Raw genomic sequence first — 14781 nt, forward strand, 5'->3', positions numbered from 1 at the left:
TCAGCCCTTCACCGCCCCGGCACCGAGACCCTTGACCAAGTGCTTCTGGAACAGGATGATCACGATGACGATGGGCAGCGTGATCGACACGGCCGCCGCTGCCGCTTCGGTGATCGTCCGGCTGCTCTCGCCGCCGGTCAGCGAGACGATGGCCACCGGCAACGTCCATTCGGTGGGAGCAAGCACCCGCACGAAGAGGAACTCGTTGTAAGCCAGCAGCATCGTGAACAATCCGGTGGCGATGATGGCAGGCCACATCACCGGGATGATCACCTTGCGGAATGCCTGCAGGCGAGTGGCGCCGTCCATCATTGCGGCCTCCTCGAGTTCCTTGGGCACGTCGAGGAAGAAGCTGCGGAACATCCAGATGGTGAACGGTTGGTTGACCGCGACCAGTGCGAGGACCAGCACGAGCCGGGTGTCGAGCAGTTGCAGTTGATCAATGAACGGGAAGTCGATCAAGGGGAAGTCGAACGTTCCCACACCGCTCGACTCCAGCCAGTCGTCGATCCAGGTGGCGCCGAAGAAGTACGGCAGCACGAACGCGCTGCGGGGCAGTGCCCTGAATCCCAACGCCACGATGAGGATCACGGCGCCTGATATCCCGCTGTAGCGGGCCAGTCCGTAGCCGGCCACCAGCCCGATGGACAGCGAGATCAGCATCGTGAGGATCGTGACCACGATGCTGTTCACCAAGAAGTCGTACTCGTCGTTGGTCTCCCAGATCTTCGGGAAGCGCCACATAGCCACCAGCAGCACGACTCCGGCGCCGCAGTACCAGGGCCAGCCGCGCCGCATCCGCTTGCCGACGAGTCCGAGCACGGCGGCGATGAGTCCCGCGCCGGCGATGTAGGCGAAGACCCCCCACATGTTGATGTCGTCATCGCCCAGCCAGAACGCCCGGTACGCATTGGCCGTGGTCTCGTATCCCCACAGCACGGGTTCGCGGGCGAGCACGTCTCGGGTGAACTTGACCGATGTCTGCACGGTCCACAGGAACGGCAACACCGACCAGATGCACAGCACGCCCAGCGTGACGTGCAGCGGCACGCGCCGTGCGATGCGCCGGGGCGCGGTGCCGCGCATCTCCGGTGCGCTGCGGGTCAAGAGCGAGCGCATTTGGTCCGCTCCGAGCCGATTGCGAGCGCACTCATGTGCGCTCCGAGATCTGGTCCTTGTAGGACCGGTACAGGAACGGGATGAGCACCACGAGAATGCCGATGACGGTCAGCACCGCCATCGCATTGCCTTTGCCCAGTCTTCCGATGTCAAAGGCCGTCGCGATGCGCACGTTGTACACCTGCAGTGTGTGCGCATCGGTAAAGCGATTCCCGGTCCACACGAAAACCTGGTCGTAGATCCGGTACATATCCATGACCGAGATCAAACCGACGAACAGCACCAGCGTCCGCAGGTGCGGCAGGATCACGTGCCACAGGTTGCGCCAGAAGCCTGCGCCGTCGATAGCCGCAGCTTCGAGACGCTCACCGGGGAGGGTTTGCAGTCCGGCGAAGAACGTGATCATCGCGAAGGGCATGACCGCCCATACCGCCTGGATCACGATGAGATAGCGCACGTTGCCCGAGGTGATCTGGAACGGGTCGTCGAAGATCACCTGCCAGAGCCATGCGATCAGGCCGCCCCGGTCGAACAGGTCCTTGTACACCAGCGAACCGACGACCGGGGTCACAATGAACGGGGTGAGCAGCGCAGCCATGTAGAAGCTGCGACCTCTAACCACCCGATCCAGCATGAGCGCTACGGCGAGCCCGAGCACCATTTGAATCGGCACCACGATGGCCACGAACAGCATCGTCCACCGGAATGCGGTCCAGAACTCGGGATCAGTCAGCAGGTCGGTGTAGTTCTGCAGCCCGATCCACGTGGGGTTCTTCAGATCACGCAGCAGGAGGCGATGAAAGCCCAGCCAGACAGTGGTCGCCAGAGGCACCACCATGAGCAGCGCCATCACCGCGACGCTGGGAACGGTGAAGAACCAGAACGTCTTGCGTTCCACTCACGTCCCCCTTTGGCTCACTCCATCAATCTGGACCTGCGAGATGCGGTCCGAGACTGGCGTCCGGCGCTCCCCGCAATGTTCCCTGCTCCCGCTGCCCTGGGGCGACACCGCAATGCGGTGCCGCCCCAGGGTGCACGGGGAGGGAACCTGCTGAGCCGCTCGTTTAGTTGAGCAGCCCCTGATCACCGGCTTCGGCGAGGTAGGCGGCTTCAGCTGCGGCAAGGGCCTCTTCGACCGGCGTGCCGTCGAGAATGGTGATCAGCGCCTCACCCAGCTTCGCCCTGGCGATGCCCGCTGCGGGATGGGTGAGGTCGGCGCCACGGCCGTTCACCAAGCTTGCCTGCGCGGCGGCGGCATCACGCGGGCCATTGGGATGGCTCACGCCGTTGCGGGTGACCAGGCCGAATTCGGCTGCAGCCTGCATGCTCTCCAGGTCAGTCGCCGCGAGCATTGCGAGGAAGATCGCCTCGACCTTGTCGGCAGGCGTGCCGACGGGAATACCCCAGCCGTCGATGTAGGCGGGGGCAGCCAGGATGCCGCTGCCGGTGCCCAGCGCCGGAGCGAACTCGATCTCGCCCACGACGATGGAGGCCTCGGGATCGTCCATGCCGGCTGCACGCGACGCCCACGTATGGCCCAAGATCGCCTCTCGGGTCTGGAAGGCGGCTTGCACGTCGTCGGTGCTGTAGGAGCTGGCAATGCCCGGCGCGCACTCGTCGACCATCCGCTTGAGGGTCGTGGCCGCTGCAACACCCTCAGGGCTGTTGAAGTTCGGCGCGCCCGTCTGCGGATTGATCGGCGTGACGCCCATCGAGCCGAGCACGGAGTCGAATTCGATCTGCCAGGCCCAGCCGGCCGACAGCATGTACAGGAAGCCGATGTCGTAACCCGAATCGATGATTGCCCGGCACGTCTGGAACGCCTCGTCGAAGGTCGTCGGCACTGACAGGCCGAGTTCCTCCATCGCCGGCTTGTTGTAGAAGACGTGCATGGTGTTCGACACCATCGGCACGGCGTAGATCTGGCCGTCGATCGAGGCCATCGCCCAGAAGGCTTCGTCGATCTCGTCGAGATCGAATTGATCGCTGTACTTGGCCACCAGGTCGTTGAGCGGCATCAGGAAGCCCTGATTGGCCAGCTCGCCGATGAACGCATTCGAGCCCTGGTACAGCTCGAATGTGGGCGATCCGGTTGCCGCGTCCTGGGTCATGGCACTGCGAGCCTCGACGCTGTCAAGGAACTGAAGGTTGAAGCGGTAGTTGCCCTCCTCGCAGTCCTCCAGCTCTTCGGCGTACTGCGTGATGATCGGGAACTCCCAGCCGATCGCGTCGATCTCGATGACTTCGGACGGATTCGGGATCGGACACTCGTCCGAGATGAGCTCCGCTTCCATCATGTCGTCTTCCATGGCGTCGTCGTCCATGGCGTCATCGGCAGCGTCGTCCATGTCGTCTTCGTCGTGGTCGTGACCGTCGTCTTCATCGTGGTCGTGGCCATCGTCTTCGTCATGGTCGTCGTCGTCGGCGCCAGAGTCCGCCGCAGTTGCGGCTGTCTGCGACGCGCCGCTGTCGGCGTCGTCATCGCCGTCGTCGCTGCTGCAAGCCGCAGCCAGCAGCACGAACGCGAGAAGGACGGCGATCAGGCGCCAAGCCTTCCCTGTGGTGGTCATCATGAGGTTCCCTCCCGGGTGATACATGCGAACGAGAACCGGAGGCTCATTTCCCGGTTCCCAACAACTCGAGCGGCGCGACGTAGCCGGCCGCATCGAGACCGAAGCCCGCATCGGCGGCGCGTTCCAGCGTCTCAGCGGGCCATTCGACCCTGCTGGGGCTGTCGCTGCCGGTGACGATCACTGCGCGTGCGGACGTCGTACCGACGTTGCGCAGATCCCGCCATGCCGATGCGGGGATGGATGCAACTGAGCCCATGACGGGCTGTGTGGAGACCTCGTGCGCCGGCTCATTGAGCGCAACTTCCCAGTCACCCTCGATGAACAGCACGACCTGGCTGTCACCGTGACGATGGAGGCCGGTCGATGTTCCTGAGGCTGCCCGGAGCCATTCGAGCGCAAAGCCGTGAGGCGTGCCGACCGGCGGCCGGCTGCGCCGATCCTGTGTGAGTCCGTGCCCGATGACCGGCGCGAGCTCCACGTGGTGCTCAGGGCCGAGCACGGTCGACAGCAGGGCCGCCTGCGACCAGCGAAGCCGGTCTGGTGGCACAAGACGCTCGCTCAGCTCGGACTGGTTGTAGCTGTCGATGCTTGCGAGCTGGCCGTCGCTGAGCGGTTCGAGCACCTCCGTGGGAACCTCACCGTTACGCGCATCCACGAGCGAGTTGTCACGCCCGAGATACATGCCAGTCGCCGCTGCCTCGCGCAGCACGTCCGGCTCCCAGATGATGCCGCCAGTGTCGTCGCCGCCTAGGGCCACAAAGAGGAACCCGTCATCGGGACCGGTGTTCTCAAATCCACGGAACACCCACGTCGGCGCCGAGAAGATGTCATCGGCCGCCAGATGGACAGCATGCTCCCGGCTCCGGCCGATGTCGATCCGCCAGTTCCCCCGTGTGCAGATGAACACCTCGGGGGTGTAGTGCAAGTGGGCGTTGTTGTAGACGCCGTGGGGCATCGTGGCTGCGCCCACGTTGAAGCCGTGCGGCTCGGCGATGCTGATGTGCTGGTCGGCGTTCTGAGAGACGCCGGGGCCTACGAACGAATAGCTGGCCTTGCCCTTCGAGCGCTCGATGCGAACATCGACGAAGGCCTCGGTATCAGCCACGAAATCCTCCGGCTCGATGACGCGTGCGGCCAGTTCGGCTTCGCTGACCGGCAATGCGGGCACGGTCATCGTTCGCTGCGCTTCGTGGTTCGGCCGATGCGGAGGTGGCCGTCGACGACGACGTCTGTCGGCCGCGACACCGACGTCATGTCGACCAGCAGTTCGGCGGCGTGCTGTGCGAGCAGGTCAGTCGGCTGGACGAGCGTCGTCAGGTCGATACCGGCCCAGGAGGCCTGCGGCAGGCCATCGAAACCGGTGACGGCCATGTCGTCGGGTATCCGGACTCCCCGCGATTCCAGTCCGTCGATGACGCCGAATGCGACCTCGTCGCTGCCGACCATCACAGCGTCGGGAGCGAGCCGGGCGATTCGCTCGGCGCAGCGATAGCCCGCGTCGTAGCTGAACGCGCCCGCTTCGATGTACGGCAAGGCCACTCCGTGATCGCCCATCTCCTTGGCCGCTCCCCGATACCGGGCTTGATCCGTGGAGATTGACGACACGCCGCCGACGAAGACGGCTGTCCGGCAACCCTGATCGACGAGGTGGGACGCCAACAAGCGGCAACCGGCTTCATTGTCGACAGACACCGACGACACCAGCCCCGATGCCGCCGGCTGGTTGAAGGCCACCGTGGGGCTCGACTGGCGACGCATGGTGCTGAGCTGGTCAGGTCGGATGCTGGCCGAGGCGAGCATCAGCCCGCTCACCCGGTACTGGCGAACGATGTCGAGCACGTCGTCGACCTCGCCTGGGTCGGTGAAGCTGAACAGCAGGAGCTGACGTCCGCGCACCGCGAGCTCGCGGGTGACTGCCGACAGGACGTTCTGCCAGTACTCGCCGTATGCCGGCACCACGGCACCCACCACGTTGCTCTGCTGTGACTTGAGGCTGCGGGCGAACGCGTTGGGTGCGTAGCCGAGTCGTTCTGCCGCTGCGCTGACCCGCTCTCGAGTCCGTTCTGAGACCAGGTGCGGAGCCGAGAATGTTCGCGCCACCGTGGCTTGCGACACGCCCGCTTCGATGGCGACATCGGTGGAGGTAGCGGGACGCGCCCCGCCGCCAGGAAGCTCTGTCCCCCCCGCCATGCGGCGAATCCTATGAATACGTATTCATTGCGTCAACCGACGCCGGTCGCAATGCCCTGACCTGCACATTCAGACAGGCAGCGCTCAACCGGTGTGCAGAAGTACCTGTTTCCACACAGCCGTGTCGTCGAGCAGCACCCATTCGCGCAGGACGCCGTCAGGGCCGAATTCGCAATGGCTGATGCCCATGACGTGCACGTCGGCGCCGCTGGGGGCACCGTAGCGGCCTTCCCCGTCGTGAATTCCATCGAGGGACCAGCGGAGGGCCGCACGTGGCGGGCGCCCGGGATCGCGACGGCCGACTTGGTGATGAATTGTGAAGCACGCCGACGGGAATGACGAGGCGAGGCCGAGCCAGAAATTGTCGGCGCCTCTCCATCCATGATCTGTGACGCCGCTCGGCAATTCGAGGTGAGCAGCGCGGTCGTATTCGGTGCGGATGGCGGACAAGTCCCCCACCATGATCTGGCGGAGCAGCTCGGCATAGCGGATGCCCTCGGGGTCATCGTTGCCCGTTCCGCGGTAGCGGCCAGCCACGTCGCGTGCAGGCGAGAACGGCTGAGCGGACTGACCGGGGCCGCCCTCCGCCTCGATTTGACCGGCGGCATGACTCTTTGGATCGACGCCCAGCAAGCGCACGATGGCGCCTTGATCTCGGATCAGCCATTCGTCGTAGATCTGGCCATCTCGAGCCGCGCAATCAGCGATGATCCGGTATTGCAGCCTGGTTCCGGTGGCCGAGCCATAGACCCCGTCGCCGAGATGAGTGGCGGTTGAGAGAATCCGATGAGACGACAGGAAGCCGCCGTCGTCATCGGCGCACCAGATGACGTCCTCGCCGAGCAGTTCGCGGTCGGGGAACTCCGCGAGCGTCGCCAGCGTCGCGGCGATGACCGACTGGTTGCCCACGACGACGCCCGCTGGCGACCGGACGACGACATCGGGGGCGTAGAAGCGATTGAGGGTATGCACGCCTCGCCGTTCCCAGATGGTCTCGGTGACGCCCAAGATGAAGTCGCGCGGATCACGGAATTCCTCGTCGAAGCCATCCATGCTCATCTCGCGACCCCTTGCTTCGCTGGCACAGTCCCGCACAGGAGAGCTCGTGCCTGATGCGGTATTGCATACGTAACCATTGCGAGTGTCATACGGCAACTCCGGATTCGATGCACCGATCCTTGCTGGTCCGGCGACGTTGCTCACGGATTGGTGCAATAGCGTGATGACGGGTTCGCGGCAGGCCGCGTGACCGCATCACGGGAGTGCACGCATGTCCATCGCATCCGGGCTGGTTCTCACCGAGCCGCGTTCGTTGGAGCGTCGCAGCTTCGATCTGCCCGAGGTCGATGCCGACGATGGCCTGCTGCGTGTCGAGGCCTGCGGGCTGTGCGGGACGGATCACGAGCAATACACGGGCCACATCACCAACCGGCACGCGTTCATCCCCGGACACGAGGTGGTCGGCGTGGTCGAGGAGTTAGGGGATGCCGCGGCTGAGCGATGGGGCGTGAGCGCCGGCCAGCGGGTGGCCGTCGAGGTGTTCCTGTCATGCCGCAACTGCGACCAGTGCCGAGCCGGGCTCTACCGGCGCTGCGAGCGCAACGGCTTGGCCACCATGGTCGGATTCACCGACGCTGACACGCCGCCGGGCTTGGGCGGCGGCTACGCCTCGCACCTGTACCTGCGACCCGACTCGATGCTGATGGCGGTGCCCGACGAGCTCGATCCGGTCACGGCGACGCTGTTCAACCCGCTCGGGGCGGGAATCCGCTGGGCGGTCGAGATTCCTGATACCCAGCCCGGCGACGTCGTGGCGATCCTCGGTCCGGGAGTGCGGGGACTGTGCGCTGCCGCTGCGGCAAAGGAAGCCGGAGCCGGATTTGTGATGATCACCGGCCTGGGCGAACGAGATACCGAGCGCCTGGCCCTTGCGCCTGCCTTTGGCGCCGACCTGGCGGTAGATGTCTCGACCGACGATCCCAACCGGGCGCTGCGTGATGCAGCCGGGGCCAAGGCCGACGTGGTGATCGACGTGACCGCCAAGGCACCGGCTGCGCTGGCACAGGCAGTCCAGCTCGCCCGCCCAGGCGGCACGATCGTGCTCGCCGGCACCCGCGGTTCGCCCGAGACACCCGGCTTCGACCCCGATCACATCGTGTACAAGGAACTGCGCATCTTCGGCGCGCTCGGCGTGGACGTGACTGCCTACCGCAAGGCCCTCGACCTGCTGGTATCGGGCCGCTACCCGTTCACGGATCTCCCCCGCCAAGTCGCCGACTTCGACAGTCTCGAGCCCCTCATCCAGACTCTCGCCGGCGAACGTCCCGGTACACCCCCGGTGCACGGTGTTTTCGCACCGGGTTCCGCAGATTCATAGGAGCAGTTCATTGAGCCGACCCACCTTCGAGACCTTCAACCAGGAATGGGCCGACAAGGTCATCGGCCGGGTCTCGCGCTCGGGCATCGACGGCTACCTGGGCATCAAGGCGGTCGAGTTCGAGGCCGGCCGGCTGGTGTGCGAGATGCCGGTCACCGACGAGCTTGTGACCATGATGGGCACGATGCACGGCGGCTGCCTGTCGGCCATGTGCGACCACGTGCTCGGCGTGGTCATGTATCCCGTGATGCCGCCCGGCTACTGGGCGGCCACCACCGAGTTCAAGATCAACCTGCTCGCCCCGGTCACCGGAGGCACATGCGTCGCCACCGCCGAAATCATCTCGATGAGCAAACGGCTCGCCGTCCTGCGGGTCGAGATCGAGAACGATGGCCGCATGGTGGCTGTCGCCCAAGGAACGACCACCATCGTTGCCCCGAAGAACCCCAGCTAGCACGGCTCTAGTCTGCGCTCATGCTCCAGATGCAGTCCACGGTCTCTGCAGACGGTCAGGTCTCGCTCTGCCTGGCGGAGGTCGACACGCCGACCTTGTCCGACCGCGATGTGCTGATTCGAGTGGAGGCCACGCCGATCAACCCCTCCGACCTCGGTCTGCTGCTCGCGGGTGCCGATGTCGCCACCATCGAAGCGAGAAAGGTTGATGGGCAGCCCGGAATCACCGCCACCGTTCCGCCAGCGGCGCTGGCCGGACTCGCCGGCCGCATAGGCCAGTCGCTGCCGTGCGGCAACGAAGGGGCCGGCACTGTCGTAAGCGCCGGTTCGGACCCCGGCGCACAAGCACTGCTCGGCAAGACGGTGGCGGTACTCGGCGGTGCCATGTACAGCGAGTACCGGGTGATGCCGGCCCAGCACTGCTTGGTGCTGCACGACGGGACGACGGCGACTGAAGCTGCGTCGTGTTTCGTCAACCCGCTGACGGCGTTGGCGATGGTGGACACCATGCGGTCCGAGGGCCACTCCGGCATCGTGCATACCGCTGCGGCATCCAATCTGGGGCAGATGTTGGTCAAGATCTGTCAGGCCGATGGGGTGGATCTGGTCAACATCGTGCGCCGACCCGAACAGGTCGAGCTCCTCAGGTCTCTCGGCGCGGGACACGTTTGCGATTGCAGCCAAGAGAGCTTCCACGACGACCTCGTTGCGGCACTGGTTGCTACGAAGGCAACGGTGGCCTTTGACGCCACTGGAGGCGGCCGGCTCGCTAATCGGATCCTCAACGCCATGGAGGCCGCAGCCAGTGCCGACGCCACGGCTGCCTACAGTCGCTACGGCTCCACAACGCACAAACAGGTGTACATCTACGGCGGGCTGGAGCGCTCTGTGACGGAGCTGACTCGCACGTGCGGCATGGCCTGGGGAATCGGCGGCTTTCTGCTTCCTAATTTCCTGGCCAAGGTCGGCCCAGCACGAGGCCAAGAGCTGCGTCAGCGTGTTGCGGACGAGCTCTCCACCACTTTCACCAGCAGCTACACCAAGCAGGTCAGTCTGGCCGCCGCGCTCGATCCAGCCGAGATTGCTGTGTACGCCCGTCAAGCGACCGGCGAGAAATACTTGATCGCTCCCCACGCCTAGGACGGAAGGAGAAACGGAGCCAGTGCCCGCACAGAGCCGACTCACGTACATCCAGCACATGGTCCTGATGATGGTGATCGCCGTCGTCGGCTGGGCCGTGTTCCTGGGCCTGTTCCTGCTCATCTTCACCGACAGCTACGAGCCGTCGGTTTCCCGCACGGTGTGGTGGGTCTGGCTGATCGTCGGCACGATCGTCACGTTGATCACGATGTTCGTGTGCTTCCGGGTGCTGCAGACGCCACGCCAGTGGCGCAGCTCGGCTGCGATCGCGCTGCTCGCGCCGGCGATGTGCCTGGACGCACTGACGACCACCTACTTCAACGACTGGTTCGACCAAGGCGACCATGACGACACGGCGTACTCGGCCTTGATCCTGGGTGCGGCCGGCATCTGCCTGCTCGTGGCGATGATCGTCAACAAGCCCACCGCCGACAAGTCCTAGCCCGCCGCGCGGGAGCGCGACTGCTCAGCACGCCGACCGGCTGCGTTGACGACGCCGGCTGGCTTGCCGTGTCCGCGTAGGTCAGGCGGGGATGAAGTCGACGCGAAGTCGGGCCGCGTCGGCTAGCGCCGCAAGGTCGTCACGATCGGAGGTCACGATCTGATCGCCGGGGCGGCACAGAGCGACCAGTGCCGCATCGATGGCGTCAGACCTACCGGCCCGTGCCAGCAGGACGCCGGCTCGGCGGCCGAGGCCGTGGTCGAGCGGTACGACAATGGTGCCGAGCAGGGCCTTTGCCAATCGGGATTGGCGTCCTGAGCCTCCCCGCCACACCTGCGCCACAATGCCGCCATGGGTCAGGGGCGGGCTGCCGTCGAGGTGTGCATCGTCAACCCTTCGCCACAGCGCCCGATCATTGCGCTCCAGGGCGATGAACGCGCCCGCGTCAAGCACCAAGCTCACGCTCGGCTCTCCGGTGTTGCCACTCGACACGAAACCGCTCTGCCTCTTCGCGATCGAGGCGGCGCTGTTCTTCGCGCTCTTCGGGGGTGATCTTGCCGAATTCGGCCTCGTAGTCGGCGATTGCCTCGCCGAGCGCCTTGAGGCGTTGCCGGTGCTCGCTCTTGTCTGCCATCGCCTGATTCACCCAGGCACTCACCGACGAAGCGTCACCGTCGTTCACCGCAGCACGGGCATCTTCAAGGAGATCTGCATCGATCGTCAAGGTAATCCGACGCTTCGTCATACCTTTATCGTATTCCGGCTGCGTCCCGGAGAATCAAGGCCCGCAACGAGGAACCCGCGTCGGTGGCGCCGGACAGCGGCTGCTAGCGGCTGAGCAGGCTCTTGACCCGGCGGACCGCTGGCGTCCAGAACCACTCGGGCTCGGTGAAGCGGCGGTAGTCCTCGCCGGGCAGCTCCATCGGGTCGTAGTAGCTCTTGTCTGTGTGCTTGCGGAGGTTGTTCGACTTCTTCAGCACCTGCAGATAGGCGTAGACGGTCCCCTTGTGGGTCCATCCCTGCCGGTGGTAGTTCCAGTTGTCGGGGGCCAGCTCCTGTGCATCAGCGAAGTGCTTCAGCGCCCGCTCGCTGTCGCCGACCGCCTCGAAGTAGAGCGCCAGCTTGAACGTGGCTTCGGCCAGCAGCGAGTCATCATCGATGGGCTTGAGCCGGGAAGCGAGGTCCACGCTCGACCAGACATGCTCGCTGTCAGCTCCCCGCTCGATCCAGTCGCGGGTGGCCTGAGCGAATGCGTTGTCGCCGAGCCGAACCTTGCCGAGGCCGAACTTGATGGTTGTCTCGGCCGGGTACACGCCCTCGTTGCTGCGGGCGATGTGGCCCTCCTCGTCGATCCAGGCCGCCGAGGGCACATTCACCCAGCCGAACAGTGAGCTGATCCGGTGCGTCGGATCGACGACACAGCGATATGTGGGCGAAGCCCGGTCGAACCACTTTGCCACGGCCTCCTCGCCGCCCGAGTCCTGCGCCACGCTGATCAGCTCAAACTTGTCCGCGCCGATCGATTCGTACAGTTCCTGCCACACGGGCAGGCTGACGCGGCAGCCTCACCAGGACGACCAGGTGAACAGCACCACCTTGCGGCCGCGCAGGTCGGAGAGCCGCAGGGTGTTGCCGTTGCGCTCGACCATCTCGAAATCGGGGGCGATCCCCGACTCCAGCCCGACACGACGGACCTCGGGCACAGATCCCACGCTCCACACGTCGCCGTCGCGCACGTACCTCTGGCCGATCATGTCGGCAAAGGCCGAGTAGTGAAGCCACACCCAGCCATCGGCGTCTGCAATCCATGCCTCCCGCCTGGCCTCCGGCAGCGGCACGCAGAGCTCGCCGAGACACGCACCCTCGGGTTTCAGCTGCCAGCCCGTGGCCTTCTGCAGCTCGTCGAGCCGCACCCACAGCCCGCTCGGCGCGTCCGTGCGCTGTGCGACTACGGTCGTCTGATCGTTGGCAAGAATGATCACGTTTGCACCGCGAGAGATCGAGATCCAAGACTCAGGGAAGTGCTCCGCCTTCGGTCATGCCGAGCAGTATTTGACCGTACTGCTCGTAGACGACCGCAGACACCATCAGGTGCGATTGCACGGTGTAGATGTCCCGCAGGATGCGCTGCATCTCGCTGGCGTTCATCACCGCTCTGCCGCCGGTGAAGCGGAACAGCTCGCTCACGAGATCGATCGCCTCGTCGGTGCACCACACAGCAGCAGCCTGAGCCTCGGTGACGAGAGTCGGATCAGGGGGGCCCTCGGCCGCCGAGTCGAACAGGCGCTCCATCGCATCGGCCATCGCCAAGGCGCAGGCATTCATGCGAATCGTGCCCTGGCCGATGGCCCGCTGGAAGACCTGCCGGTCGGCAAGGCTGACGGCGCCGAGATAGCCCCGCTTTTTCTCGATGGCGCTGTCCGTTGCGGTCCGCAATGCCAGTCGCCCGAGCGCGTACGCGAAGCTGCCGTGCTCGTTCACCACGAATGCGGGCAGCCCGAGCCGCATGAGCGCCCCGCCCTTCGGCGGCTCGCCCGAGAACACATTGACCGCGAAACTGTCGGGAACGAACACGTCGTCGAGTTCGTAGTCGCAGCTTCCCGTGCCGCGCATGCCCAGCGTGTGCCAGTTGTCGTGCACGATGACGTCGCCCGTGGGCACCACCGCCCTGATGAGCGGCGGTCCGTCGCCTTCGCAGAAGACGGGCACCGTCACCCAACCGGCATGCTCGACGCCGCTCCCCCACGCCCATCGGCCTGACACGCGGTAGCCGCCGTCGACGCGCCGGGCCGCACCGCCTGGTCGCAGCGAAGCCGCCATGAACGGGAAGCCGTCAGCCAGGACTTTCTCGACGGTCTCATCGGGCAGGATCGACAGCGTGGCGCCGGTCGCCGAGGCCGTGATGAACATGCACCAGGCGGCCGCCGGGTCGATCATCGTCACCGCCTCGATCACGTCCATCTGGGTGACCGGGTGGGCTTCGGCGCCGCCGAGAACCCGCGGCGACTTCAGCTTGAACAGCCCGGAGGATCGCAGCGCCTCCACTGAGGTCGGTGACAGGCGTCGCAACTGCTCTGACTCGTCGCGTCCGGCTGCCAGCGCGTCGGCCACCGAGTCGACTGCGGCCAGCAGGCGCGCCCGGTTGGCTTCCCGGGCCTCCGGGAACTGGTTGTCGTACGCAGTCACTGCCGGCTCAGATCGAGTCGAGGACGTGCTGCAACTCGCTGAGGTCCCTCGACAGCAGCGATGCACGGACCTCTTCAGGCCGTCCGGCGAACCTCGGGTCGCAGTGGGGGCCATTGAGGTTGTGAACGCCGGATTCCTCGACAGTCGGGCCCCATTGGTTCCCGCCGTTGTCGCCCAGCTGCCCCGGATCGGTCATGTCGATCGTGTTCGGCCCATAGCTGGCATCCACCCGGTCGCCGTCGCACATGTGCTCATGAACGTGGCCGAACGGGTCATGCCAGTAGTCGTAGATCTGCGAGCCGTAGACGTGACGTCCGATGCCCCACGCCAATGCATAGGGCGCGCCATCGGCCGCCCGTTCCCGGAAGTGCATGTGACCACGGAAGACGTCGTCCATGCTGAACACCTCAAACGCCGCGTGGCTGAACTGCGCCTCGGAAGTCCCGTCCATGAGCGGCAGCACCAGCATGCTGTGGTGATCGGTCTCAGCAGCGCCCCGGTCCATGCGCATGAACTGAAACATCACATCAGAGCCTGTCGAGGTGATGAGCTCAACGAGCGGCGGCGGGAAGTGCTCCTCGGCCCCCGGCGGGATGATCATCCGGGCTGCATCGCTGACGAGCATGCCGAAGGTGCCTTCGAGGAACCGCATGAAGGCCTGGTGCGCGCCAGGCGGCACGGCAGCCACCACGTGACCGAGCCGGTACACCTCGGGCGGGCCGGGATCCTTCTTGATCGGGTATCGATTGCCGCTGACGTCCTGCTCGACGCCCAATCGTTCATCCACTCCAGCGTGGTTGTAGGTGTGCCGGCGGCGCCGTGACGGGAGCGGTTCGGCCTGCTGGCCGTGCACCGCTTCGAGCACGAACCCGGTGATCGGCTCGACGAAATGGACACGCTTGCCGCCGCCGAGCTGGCCTTCGACACCGCCGATGTCGTGAACCGGCGAGCAGCCCGGCACCGACGCGGCCAGCGACGCCAAGTCGTCCTCGCTGTCCACCTCGAATGCCCAGCCGATGAACTTGGCCGGGCCACGGTGCACGACATGAAGGAATGGCGTCGGCTCGAGGCCCCGGGAGATCAGCACATCGTCGTCGCGGTGCGCAACAACCAGGCCGAAGTCGATGACGAAGCTCTCCATGGCGTCGAGGTCCGGCGCCGAGAACCTGATGTAGGCGACGTCAGCCGCCTTCACGGTAGGCGTCACCTTCGCGGGCAGTGTGGCGGCGTCGACCATGTTCCCTCCCGATCGCCGGAGTTACCGTAATCCAGCTGTTCTTCGGACAACGCTGGGCTGAGGC

Annotated in this window: 15 protein-coding genes; 4 read left to right on the top strand and 11 right to left on the bottom strand. The window is 65.5% G+C overall.

Annotation, left to right across the window (positions count from 1 at the left end; translation table 11 throughout):
• The 6 genes from ACOGXE_RS00955 to ACOGXE_RS00980 form a co-directional block, all read right to left on the bottom strand.
• Positions 1 to 1119 (bottom strand): carbohydrate ABC transporter permease, encoded by a 1119-nt coding sequence (locus ACOGXE_RS00955; RefSeq protein WP_419932092.1) that lies wholly within the window; start codon positions 1117 to 1119, stop codon positions 1 to 3.
• A gap of 31 nt (positions 1120 to 1150) precedes the next feature.
• Positions 1151 to 2017, bottom strand: coding sequence for a carbohydrate ABC transporter permease (locus tag ACOGXE_RS00960; protein ID WP_419932093.1), 867 nt, complete (start codon positions 2015 to 2017; stop codon positions 1151 to 1153).
• 166 nt (positions 2018 to 2183) lie between these two features.
• Complete coding sequence (locus ACOGXE_RS00965) at positions 2184 to 3689, bottom strand: ABC transporter substrate-binding protein (protein ID WP_419932094.1); 1506 nt, start codon at positions 3687 to 3689, stop codon at positions 2184 to 2186.
• Between the two features lie 46 nt (positions 3690 to 3735).
• Positions 3736 to 4866 (bottom strand): hypothetical protein, encoded by a 1131-nt coding sequence (locus ACOGXE_RS00970; RefSeq protein WP_419932095.1) that lies wholly within the window; start codon positions 4864 to 4866, stop codon positions 3736 to 3738.
• Positions 4863 to 5882: a LacI family DNA-binding transcriptional regulator gene (locus ACOGXE_RS00975; protein WP_419932096.1), complete on the bottom strand. Its 1020-nt coding sequence runs from the start codon at positions 5880 to 5882 to the stop codon at positions 4863 to 4865. The genes ACOGXE_RS00970 and ACOGXE_RS00975 overlap by 4 nt, the downstream gene beginning before the upstream one ends.
• Positions 5883 to 5966: 84 nt before the next feature.
• Positions 5967 to 6935 carry an ester cyclase gene (locus ACOGXE_RS00980; protein ID WP_419933457.1) on the bottom strand — a complete coding sequence of 323 codons (969 nt, stop codon included), beginning with the start codon at positions 6933 to 6935 and terminating at the stop codon, positions 5967 to 5969.
• A 217-nt stretch (positions 6936 to 7152) separates the two neighbouring features.
• Here ACOGXE_RS00980 and ACOGXE_RS00985 point away from each other — a divergent pair, with 217 nt between their 5' ends.
• Genes ACOGXE_RS00985 through ACOGXE_RS01000 form a run of 4 tightly spaced genes read left to right on the top strand, consistent with a single transcriptional unit; the run spans position 7153 to position 10294 of the window.
• Positions 7153 to 8259, top strand: coding sequence for a zinc-dependent alcohol dehydrogenase (locus tag ACOGXE_RS00985; protein ID WP_419932097.1), 1107 nt, complete (start codon positions 7153 to 7155; stop codon positions 8257 to 8259).
• 10 nt (positions 8260 to 8269) lie between these two features.
• A complete protein-coding gene (locus ACOGXE_RS00990; protein WP_419932098.1) occupies positions 8270 to 8713 on the top strand; it encodes a PaaI family thioesterase in 444 nt (147 codons plus the stop codon).
• Between the two features lie 20 nt (positions 8714 to 8733).
• The gene (locus ACOGXE_RS00995; protein WP_419932099.1) at positions 8734 to 9852 is read left to right on the top strand and encodes a zinc-binding dehydrogenase; all 1119 of its coding nucleotides are present in this window, start codon (positions 8734 to 8736) and stop codon (positions 9850 to 9852) included.
• Between the two features lie 22 nt (positions 9853 to 9874).
• Positions 9875 to 10294 (top strand): DUF5367 family protein, encoded by a 420-nt coding sequence (locus ACOGXE_RS01000; RefSeq protein ID WP_419932100.1) that lies wholly within the window; start codon positions 9875 to 9877, stop codon positions 10292 to 10294.
• A gap of 81 nt (positions 10295 to 10375) precedes the next feature.
• On the opposite strand, the gene ACOGXE_RS01005 is transcribed toward ACOGXE_RS01000, so the two are convergent.
• The 5 genes from ACOGXE_RS01005 to ACOGXE_RS01025 form a co-directional block, all read right to left on the bottom strand.
• Entirely contained in the window at positions 10376 to 10756 is a 381-nt protein-coding gene (locus tag ACOGXE_RS01005; RefSeq protein ID WP_419932101.1) for a twitching motility protein PilT, read from the bottom strand.
• Positions 10740 to 11039, bottom strand: coding sequence for a hypothetical protein (locus tag ACOGXE_RS01010; RefSeq protein ID WP_419932102.1), 300 nt, complete (start codon positions 11037 to 11039; stop codon positions 10740 to 10742). The genes ACOGXE_RS01005 and ACOGXE_RS01010 overlap by 17 nt, the downstream gene beginning before the upstream one ends.
• Positions 11040 to 11121: 82 nt before the next feature.
• Complete coding sequence (locus ACOGXE_RS01015) at positions 11122 to 12276, bottom strand: redoxin domain-containing protein (RefSeq protein WP_419932103.1); 1155 nt, start codon at positions 12274 to 12276, stop codon at positions 11122 to 11124.
• Positions 12277 to 12307: 31 nt separating this feature from the next.
• The gene (locus tag ACOGXE_RS01020) at positions 12308 to 13480 is read right to left on the bottom strand and encodes a hypothetical protein (RefSeq protein WP_419932104.1); all 1173 of its coding nucleotides are present in this window, start codon (positions 13478 to 13480) and stop codon (positions 12308 to 12310) included.
• 7 nt (positions 13481 to 13487) lie between these two features.
• Positions 13488 to 14717, bottom strand: a complete 1230-nt coding sequence (locus ACOGXE_RS01025) for a hypothetical protein (protein ID WP_419932105.1) — start codon at positions 14715 to 14717, stop codon at positions 13488 to 13490.
• Between the last annotated feature and the right edge of the window lie 64 nt (positions 14718 to 14781).

Origin of the sequence: Candidatus Poriferisodalis sp., from assembly GCF_965208555.1 — a bacterium.
In the GTDB taxonomy this organism is placed as follows: Bacteria; Actinomycetota; Acidimicrobiia; order Acidimicrobiales; family Poriferisodalaceae; genus Poriferisodalis.

Coding starts and splice junctions, on each gene's coding strand:
- ACOGXE_RS00955 (WP_419932092.1), bottom strand. CDS start 1,119: ATGCGCTCGCTCTTGACCCGCAGCGCACCGGAGATGCGCGGCACCGCG.
- ACOGXE_RS00965 (WP_419932094.1), bottom strand. CDS start 3,689: ATGACCACCACAGGGAAGGCTTGGCGCCTGATCGCCGTCCTTCTCGCG.
- ACOGXE_RS00970 (WP_419932095.1), bottom strand. CDS start 4,866: ATGACCGTGCCCGCATTGCCGGTCAGCGAAGCCGAACTGGCCGCACGC.
- ACOGXE_RS00975 (WP_419932096.1), bottom strand. CDS start 5,882: ATGGCGGGGGGGACAGAGCTTCCTGGCGGCGGGGCGCGTCCCGCTACC.
- ACOGXE_RS00980 (WP_419933457.1), bottom strand. CDS start 6,935: ATGGATGGCTTCGACGAGGAATTCCGTGATCCGCGCGACTTCATCTTG.
- ACOGXE_RS00985 (WP_419932097.1), top strand. CDS start 7,153: ATGTCCATCGCATCCGGGCTGGTTCTCACCGAGCCGCGTTCGTTGGAG.
- ACOGXE_RS00995 (WP_419932099.1), top strand. CDS start 8,734: ATGCTCCAGATGCAGTCCACGGTCTCTGCAGACGGTCAGGTCTCGCTC.
- ACOGXE_RS01010 (WP_419932102.1), bottom strand. CDS start 11,039: ATGACGAAGCGTCGGATTACCTTGACGATCGATGCAGATCTCCTTGAA.
- ACOGXE_RS01025 (WP_419932105.1), bottom strand. CDS start 14,717: ATGGTCGACGCCGCCACACTGCCCGCGAAGGTGACGCCTACCGTGAAG.